General features: G+C 66.6%; 7 protein-coding genes and 1 pseudogene. 6 read left to right on the plus strand and 2 right to left on the minus strand.

The window, feature by feature from the left end; all coding sequences use genetic code 11:
- From AC2VOP_RS04465 to AC2VOP_RS04475, 3 genes and pseudogenes are all read left to right on the plus strand, one after another.
- Positions 1 to 388: GNAT family N-acetyltransferase (locus AC2VOP_RS04465; protein ID WP_486959826.1), on the plus strand; the 388-nt coding region annotated here is incomplete at its 5' end.
- A 90-nt stretch (positions 389 to 478) separates the two neighbouring features.
- Positions 479 to 1,624, plus strand: a complete 1,146-nt coding sequence (locus tag AC2VOP_RS04470) for a uroporphyrinogen-III synthase (RefSeq protein WP_486959827.1) — start codon at positions 479 to 481, stop codon at positions 1,622 to 1,624.
- Positions 1,621 to 2,292: pseudogene (locus AC2VOP_RS04475) on the plus strand (sirohydrochlorin chelatase); the annotation flags it as partial. The gene AC2VOP_RS04470 and the pseudogene AC2VOP_RS04475, both read left to right, overlap by 4 nt.
- Before the next feature lie 18 nt (positions 2,293 to 2,310).
- Here AC2VOP_RS04475 and nirD read toward each other — a convergent pair.
- Both nirD and nirB read right to left on the minus strand, forming a co-directional pair.
- Positions 2,311 to 2,664, minus strand: coding sequence for a nitrite reductase small subunit NirD (nirD, locus tag AC2VOP_RS04480; protein ID WP_486959828.1), 354 nt, complete (start codon positions 2,662 to 2,664; stop codon positions 2,311 to 2,313).
- Positions 2,661 to 5,168 carry a nitrite reductase large subunit NirB gene (gene nirB, locus AC2VOP_RS04485; protein ID WP_486959832.1) on the minus strand — a complete coding sequence of 836 codons (2,508 nt, stop codon included), beginning with the start codon at positions 5,166 to 5,168 and terminating at the stop codon, positions 2,661 to 2,663. The genes nirD and nirB overlap by 4 nt, the downstream gene beginning before the upstream one ends.
- A gap of 260 nt (positions 5,169 to 5,428) precedes the next feature.
- On the opposite strand from nirB, the gene AC2VOP_RS04490 reads away from it, so the two are divergent.
- The 3 genes from AC2VOP_RS04490 to AC2VOP_RS04500 form a co-directional block, all read left to right on the plus strand.
- The gene (locus tag AC2VOP_RS04490; RefSeq protein ID WP_486959829.1) at positions 5,429 to 5,866 is read left to right on the plus strand and encodes an Hsp20/alpha crystallin family protein; all 438 of its coding nucleotides are present in this window, start codon (positions 5,429 to 5,431) and stop codon (positions 5,864 to 5,866) included.
- 293 nt (positions 5,867 to 6,159) lie between these two features.
- On the plus strand, positions 6,160 to 6,975 hold the full coding sequence (locus AC2VOP_RS04495; RefSeq protein ID WP_486959830.1) for a hypothetical protein: 816 nt from the start codon (positions 6,160 to 6,162) through the stop codon (positions 6,973 to 6,975).
- A gap of 37 nt (positions 6,976 to 7,012) precedes the next feature.
- Positions 7,013 to 7,992: FAD-binding protein (locus AC2VOP_RS04500; RefSeq protein WP_486959831.1), on the plus strand; the 980-nt coding region annotated here is incomplete at its 3' end.

The following is a 7,992-nucleotide window of genomic DNA, read 5'->3' on the forward strand; positions in this document are numbered from 1 at the left end:
ACACGGCGCGCTCATCGCGCACGGCGCGGTGGTGCAGCGCCGCCTGCTCTACCGGGGCAGGTCGCTGCGGTGCGGTTACGTCGAAGCGGTTGCTGTGCGCGAAGACTGGCGCGGGCAGGGATTGGCCGCCGCGGTGCTGGACGCCTGCGAACAGGTGATCCGGGGTGGCTACCAGCTCGGCGCACTCAGCTCGGCGGAGATCAGTCACCGGCTCTACACCTCCCGCGGCTGGCTGCGGTGGCGCGGGCCGACGTCGGTGCTGGCCCCGACCGGCCCGGTCCGCACCCCCGCAGCCGACGGAACGGTGTTCGTGCTGCCGGTCGACCCCGACGTCCTGGACACCACGGCCGAATTGGCCTGCGACTGGCGCGACGGCGACCTCTGGTAGCGCAGGTGGGGAACTGGCGTGCCGCCGCGGCAACGCTTCGGCAATTGCCCGGTAACGGGCCTGAAATCAGCATCGCCTACACCTGGAGAGATGAGGCAACCGGACCGGGCTCCGCTCAGCGGTTACCGGGTTGCGGTGACGTCTACCCGCCGGGCCGATGAGCTGTGTGCGCTGCTGCGCCGTCACGGTGCCACGGTCCGCGCGGCTCCTGCTATCAGCATGGTCAATCTCTCCGACGACGCCGAATTGCACCGCAATACCCAGGCGTTGGTCGCCCGCCCACCGGACATCCTGATCGCGACGACGTCGATCGGGTTTCGCAGCTGGATCGCCGCCGCGGACGGGTGGGGTTTGGCCAGCGATCTGCTCGCCGCGCTGGCCAGCGCCCGGATCGTGTCGCGGGGTCCCAAGACCACCGGAGCGCTGCGGGCCGCCGGGCTGTCCGAGCAATGGTGCCCAGACTCCGAATCGGTCCGCGAGGTGCTGAGTTACCTGCGGAAATCCGGTGTCGCCGGCCAGCGTATCGCCGTGCAGCTGCACGGTGATACCGACGACTGGGATCCGGTTCCAGAACTGCTCGACGAGTTGCGGGCCGCCGGTGCCGATGTCATACCGTTCCGGGTGTACCGGTGGCGTGCGGTCGCACTGGGCGGACAGTTCGATCAGCTGGTCACTCAGATCGCGCAACGCCAGTTCGACGCCGTCAGTTTCACCTCCGCACCGGCGGTGGTGGCGACGCTGACCCGCGCCGGCGAGCTCGGCATCCTCGATGAACTGCTCAGCGCGCTGCGTTCCGGCGTCTCCGCAATGTGCGTGGGCCCGGTCGCCGCCGGCCCACTGACCCGGCTGGGCGTCCCGACGTCATCACCGCGGCGGATGCGGTTGGGCGCGTTGGCCCGCCACATCGCCGACGAGCTGCCGGCGCAGCGCGACCGCACCATGCGCGCGGCCGGGCACCGGATCCAGATCCGCAGCAGCTGCGTGGTGGTCGACGACGTGGTCAGGCCGCTGCCGCCGGCACCGATGGCCACCCTGCGAGCGCTCGCCCAACATCCAGGCGCCGTGGTCCCCCGCAACGAACTGTTACGGGCGTTGCCGGGCAACGGCTCGGACACCCACGCAGTCGAAACCGCGGTGCTGCGACTGCGAACCATTTTGGGCGACAAGAAAATTGTCGCTACCGTCATCAAACGCGGTTACCGGTTGGCGATCGACGAACACCCGGGTGCGGCGTGACTCTGCTCCTGGTCGCGCACGGCACCCGCAAACCGGCCGGTGCCGCCATGATCGGCGGCCTTGCCCAGCGGGTCACGGCACTGCTGCATCAGGAGGTCCGGGTGGCCTTCGTCGACGTGCTCGATCCCACCCCGAGTGAAGTCCTCGCTGCGACGGCGGATATCGACCGACCAACGATCGTGGTGCCGGCCTTCCTGTCCCGTGGGTACCACGTCTGCACCGATCTTCCTGCCCATGTCGCTGCCAGCGGACACCCAGATGTCACAGTCACGCCCGCGCTGGGGCCAACCCGGCGGATAGTTCGGATCATCGCCGACCGGTTAGCCGAATCTGGTTGGCGACCGGGCGATTCGGTGATCCTTGCCGCAGCGGGCACGTCGGAGCCGTTGGCACGAAAAGACCTGCACACCACCGTCACCTCGTTGTCAGCCCTCATCGAATCACCCGTCGAGTTGGCGTTTGCCGCCGCTGGTGAGGCGAGCGTGCCCGAAGCGGTTGCCGCTGCGCGCCGCCGCTCCTCGCGCCGGGTCGTGGTGGCGTCGTACCTGCTGGCCGATGGGGTGTTCCAGGACCAGCTGCGACGCTGCGGCGCCGACCTGGTCAGCGAGCCGCTGGGCACCCACCCGGGTATGACGCAGCTCATCGCCGGCCGGTTCCGCGTCGCGATGCGGGGCTGGAGATGTCAGCTAAGCCGCCCGCCCAACCTCGATATGGCCGTCGGGTGTGACGCGGGCGGGGTAGACCGGCACCGACATCCGCGAGTCATCCAGACAGCTGCCGTCGTCAAGCGCGAACACCTGCTTTTGGATCGGGGATGCAACGGTCAGCCGGCCGCTGCGATCGCCGACGAGTCCGCGGGACAACACCGCCGCCCCAGAAAACGGGTCGACATTGCCGACCGCGCGCACCGATCCGTCGTCGAGCCGGAACAACGCCGCCTGCGACCCGTCGTCGAGCAGCACCCCCACACCGCGGCCCGGAATGAGATCGTCGTAGTCGCAGGCGGTGGTCCAGACCGCAGCATCGGTGAGCAGTGTCATGATTCCTCCTCGGTGTAGGACCGTGGCATGCCGATCAGCACCGGCGTTTTGCGTCCGTTGTGTTCGGTGAATTCCACGGTGGGGTCGGGGGCGTCGGGTGCGTTGACGAAGGACACGAATCTGGCTAGTTTGTCCGGATCCTCCAGCACCCCTTTCCACTCGCAGGAATAGTTTTCGACGTGACGCGCCATCGCCTGCTCGAACTCCTCGGCCAGGCCGAGAGAGTCGCGGCACACGACGTCGCGAACGTGATCGAGTCCGCCATCGAGTGACTCGATCCATGGCGCGGTGCGCTGCAACCTATCGGCGGTGCGGATGTAGAACATCAGGAACCGGTCGATGTAGTGGATCAGCGTCTCGGTGTCGAGGTCACCGGCCAGCAGTTGGGCGTGCTTAGGGGTGAAGCCGCCGTTGCCGCCGACGTAGAGGTTCCAACCGCCTTCCGTGGCGATCACGCCGACGTCTTTCGCACGCGCCTCCGCGCACTCGCGTGCACAACCAGAGACGCCCATCTTGATCTTGTGCGGCGCGCGTAAGCCCCGGTAGCGCAGTTCCAGGTCGATGGCCAGCTGCACCGAATCCTGGACGCCGTAGCGGCACCAGTCGGTGCCTACACAGCTTTTCACCGTCCGCACTGCCTTGCCGTAGGCATGCCCGGATTCCATGCCGGCGTCGACCAGCCGCCGCCAGATCTTCGGCAGCTGCTCGACTCGGGCGCCGAACATGTCGATCCGCTGACCGCCGGTGATCTTGGTATACAAGCCGTATTCCTGGGCGATCTCGCCGATCAAGATCAGGTGCTCCGGTTTGATCTCACCGCCGGGCACCCGCGGCACCACCGAATAGCTGCCGTTGCGCTGGATATTGGCCAGGAAGTGGTCGTTGGAATCCTGCAGAGACGCCTGCTCGCCGTCGAGGATGTGGGCCGAACCGGTTGACGCCAGGATCGATGCGACGGTGGGTTTGCAGATATCGCAACCCTTTCCGGTGCCGAACTGCTCCAGCAGGCCGGAGAAGGTGCGGATCTGCGTGGCACTGATGATCTCGAACAGCTCGGCACGCGACTGGCTGAAGTGCTCGCACAACGCCTTGTCCTGCTGCACACCCTCGGCTTCCAGCAGCTGCTTGAGCAGCGGCACACAGGAACCGCACGCGGTGCCGGCCGCGGTGCAGGCCTTCAGCGCCGGTACATCCTGGCAACCATCGGCGATGGCCTCGGTCAATTCCGCCTTGGTGACGTTGTTGCAGGAGCAGATCTGAGCAGATCCCGGTAGCGCGCCGACCCCTAAAGCGACTGTGCCGGGTGCGATCAGCTTCAGCGGGTCGCTCGGGAGCTGCGAGCCGACCATAGGCCGTAGCACCCCGTACGCGGAGGCGTCGCCGACCAGGATGCCGCCCAGCAGCGTCTTGGCATCGTCGGAGAGCACCAGTTTGGCGTAGGTCCGGTTCACCGCGTCGTTGACGACGACCGCCAGGCAGTTCTCGGCGGTTCCCATCGCGTCACCGAAGCTGGCGACGTCGACTCCGAGCAATTTGAGCTTGGTCGACAGGTCGGCTTCGCCGAACTCGGCGGCCCCACCTAGCAGCCGGTCGACCACCACCTCGGCGCTGGTGTAACCCGGCCCGACCAGCCCGTAGCACCGCCCGTCGATAGCAGCCACCTCGCCGATCGCGTACACGTCGGGATCGCTGGTCACACAGGACCTGTCGGTGAGCACACCTCCGCGGTCGGCGATCTCAAGCCCAGCGGCCGCGGCCAGTTCGTCGCGTGGGCGCACCCCGGCGGCGAACACCACCAGGCCGGCGTCGATCACCGTACGGTCGGACAGCCGCACCCGCAGTGTGCTGGCTCCGTCACGGTGGTCGACGTGTTCGATCGCGTCGGTGCCCACCCCGACGTGCACCGCGATCCCCAGGTCGGCGATCATCCGGCCCAGCTGCACGCCGCCGGCCTCGTCGAGTTGCTGGGGCATCAACCACGGCGCCATCTCGACGATGTGGGGGGTCAGCCCGAACCGGCGCAGCGCATCGGCGGCTTCCAGTCCGAGCAGCCCGCCGCCGACCACGACACCGGCGCGGGTGTGGCCGGCGTCCAGCGTGTGCTGCATGCCGGCGCGGATACCGTCGAGGTCGTCCAGGGTGCGGTAGACGTGGCAGCCGGACAGGTCATGACCGGGCACCGGGGGGACGAAGGCCCGGGACCCGGTCGCCAGTACCAGCGTGTCGTAGCGATACCGTTCGCCCGCCGCGGTCAGCACCGACTTCGTCGCCCGGTCGATCTCGGTGACCCGGGTACTCAACAGCAACCGGACCCGTGAGTCTGCGGAGTAGTCGTTGCCCGGTAGCGCCAGCCGGGAGCGATCCCAACCGTCGGTGTAGGCGGTCAGCCCGACCCGGTCGTAGGCGGCGTCGGGCTCCTCGGCGAGCACGGTAACCCGCCAGCTGTCCCGTCTGTCGGCGTTGCCTCGATCCCGCAGCGCCTCGACGAAGCGGTGGCCCACCATGCCGTGCCCGACGACCACCAACTCACCGACGCCACCTGGGGTTTCAACGTTGGCCACAGCCTGAGGCTAGAGATGCGATGTTGCCGCGATGTCGCCGTGTGTGACAGACGCGTGACGTTATCCTCACCGGCCCCGGCGTCTACCCGCGAGCGCGTTCACCGACAGCGAACAACAGACGGAACTTTAGCGTGGTCGACTCAGGTTTTAGGAGGTAGTGGACCGGCGCCGGGCTGGTCGACCACCGAAACGAGGAGATATCAATGAGCAACCTGACACTGTGGCCGCGGCCTTTCGACACCGACCGGTGGGTGCGCAACTTCTTCAGCCCCACAACGGTCAGCGACTGGCTCGCACCGACACCGAGCGGTTTCAGTCCCGCCGCTGAGATCACCAAAGATGGTGATGACGCCGTGGTCCGGCTGGAGCTTCCGGGCGTCGACGTCGACAAGGACGTCACCGTCGAGTTAGAAGGCGGGCACCTGACGATCCGTGGTGAGCGCCGCGACGAGCACGCCAGCGAGGAGAACGGACGCACCCTGCGCGAGCTCCGCTACGGGTCGTTCAGCCGGTCCTTCGCCGTTCCGGCGCAGGTCACCGGCGACGCGATCTCCGCGTCCTACGACGCCGGCGTCCTGACCGTCCGGGTGGCCGGCGTCTACACCGGCACCCAACCGCAGCGCATCGCGATCACCACCTAGATCCGGGTCCAGTCCCCGGCAAGCAGGGGATACCCAAAGCGAAAGCCCCCACACGCGCAACGTGTGGGGGCTTTCGCGCATCTTCGTGCAGAGTCACCTCGGACGTGACCGGCCTCACGTCGCGTTCCGGATATGTCTAGCATCGGTTGCCGTAGGGTGACCCGTGGCGTCAGCAGCCCGAGAAGCTCCGGTGTTCAGCGCGACCGAGTTCGCGGAGCTGCGGACCACCCCGTAATGACGGGGTGCTCTGGCCTGAGCACCCCGACAGGCGCAGCAGAAGGGGAGCACACCAGATGAGCGCACCTGCGACCGGTGTCTTCACGCCGTCTCGTGCTCGGATACCTGACCGTACGCTGCGCGCCGATCGGTGGTGGCTGTCGCCGATGCGGGTCAACATCGGCCTGGACGCATTCATCGTCTATGCGACCGTCCGGGCGTTCTGGGGCAGCGCCTACTGGGTGGACAAGTACCACTACCTGACGCCGTTCTACTCGCCGTGTATCAGCGCGTCGTGCGTGCCGGGCTCCAGCCACCTGGGTCATTGGTTGGGACACTTTCCAGCGTGGATCCCGTTGGGAATGTTGGTGTTACCGTTTCTGCTCGCATTCCGGATCACCTGCTACTACTATCGCAAGGCCTACTACCGGGCCTATTGGCTGTCGCCTGCGGCCTGCGCGGTGCCCGAACCCCGTACCCACTACACCGGCGAGACCCGGCTACCGCTGATCTTCCAGAACAGCCACCGCTACTTCTTCTACGTTGCCTTCACGCTGGCCGCCCTCAATACCTACGACGCAATCGTGGCGTTTCACTCCGATACTGGGCCGCACGGTTTCGGCTTCGGTTTGGGCAATATCGTGCTGCTCGGCAACGTGCTGTTGCTGTGGGCCTACACCGGCGGGTGCCACTCGTGCCGACACGTTTTCGGTGGGCGGCTCACCCACTTCTCCCAACATCCGGTCCGGTACTGGCTGTGGTCACGGATCAGCTGGTTCAACGGGCGGCACATGCAGTTCGCCTGGACCACGCTGGGCACGCTGGCGCTGACTGACTTCTACATCGCGCTGGTGGCCAGCGGCACCATCACGGACCTGAGATTTATCGGCTGACAAGCACGTTCAGGAGTCGAAGGGTAATCAAGAATCCATGATTGAAGTCGAACGGCACACCTGCGACGTCGTCGTGATCGGTGCCGGCGGCGCAGGCTTGCGTGCGGTCATCGAGGCCCGCGAGCAGGGTCTGTCCGTGGCAGTGGTGTGCAAGTCGCTGTTCGGCAAGGCACACACCGTGATGGCCGAGGGCGGCTGCGCGGCCTCGATGGGCAACGTCAACGCCAAAGACAACTGGCAAACCCACTTCCGCGACACCATGCGGGGCGGGAAGTTCCTCAACAACTGGCGGATGGCCGAACTGCACGCCAAGGAGGCGCCGGACCGGGTCTGGGAGCTGGAGACCTACGGCGCGCTGTTCGACCGCACCAAAGAGGGAAAGATCAACCAGCGCAACTTCGGCGGCCACACCTACCCGCGCCTGGCCCACGTCGGTGACCGCACCGGCTTGGAGATCATCCGCACCATGCAGCAGAAAGTCGTCGCGCTGCAGCAGGACGACCGCACCGAGTTCGGCGACTACGAAGCGAAGATCAAGATCTTCCACGAATGCACCATCACAGAGCTGCTCAAAGACGATGCCACGGGGGCTATTTCGGGCGCGCTCGGTTACTGGCGCGAGAGCGGCCAGTTCGTCGCATTCGAGGCGCCTGCAGTGGTGTTGGCGACCGGCGGCATCGGCAAGTCGTTCAAGGTGACGTCGAACTCCTGGGAATACACCGGCGACGGTCATGCACTCGCGTTACGCGCCGGCGCCACGCTGATCAACATGGAGTTCGTCCAATTTCACCCGACCGGCATGGTGTGGCCGCCGAGTGTGAAGGGGATCCTGGTCACCGAGGGAGTTCGCGGTGACGGCGGCGTGCTGAAGAACTCCGAGGGCACCCGGTTCATGTTCGACTACATCCCGCCGGTGTTCAAAGGCCAGTACGCCGAGACCGAGCAAGAAGCCGACCAGTGGCTCAAGGACAACGACTCGGCCCGGCGCACCCCGGACCTGTTGCCCCGCGACGAGGT

Source organism: Mycobacterium sp. TH-M106 (assembly GCF_057473765.1).

Excerpts from the sequence above, each read along its gene's own strand:
- AC2VOP_RS04490 (WP_486959829.1), top strand. The coding sequence starts at position 5,429 with ATGAGCAACCTGACACTGTGGCCGCGGCCTTTCGACACCGACCGGTGG.
- nirB (WP_486959832.1), bottom strand. The coding sequence starts at position 5,168 with ATGGTGGGCCACCGCTTCGTCGAGGCGCTGCGGGATCGAGGCAACGCC.
- AC2VOP_RS04495 (WP_486959830.1), top strand. The coding sequence starts at position 6,160 with ATGAGCGCACCTGCGACCGGTGTCTTCACGCCGTCTCGTGCTCGGATA.
- AC2VOP_RS04470 (WP_486959827.1), top strand. The coding sequence starts at position 479 with ATGAGGCAACCGGACCGGGCTCCGCTCAGCGGTTACCGGGTTGCGGTG.
- nirD (WP_486959828.1), bottom strand. The coding sequence starts at position 2,664 with ATGACACTGCTCACCGATGCTGCGGTCTGGACCACCGCCTGCGACTAC.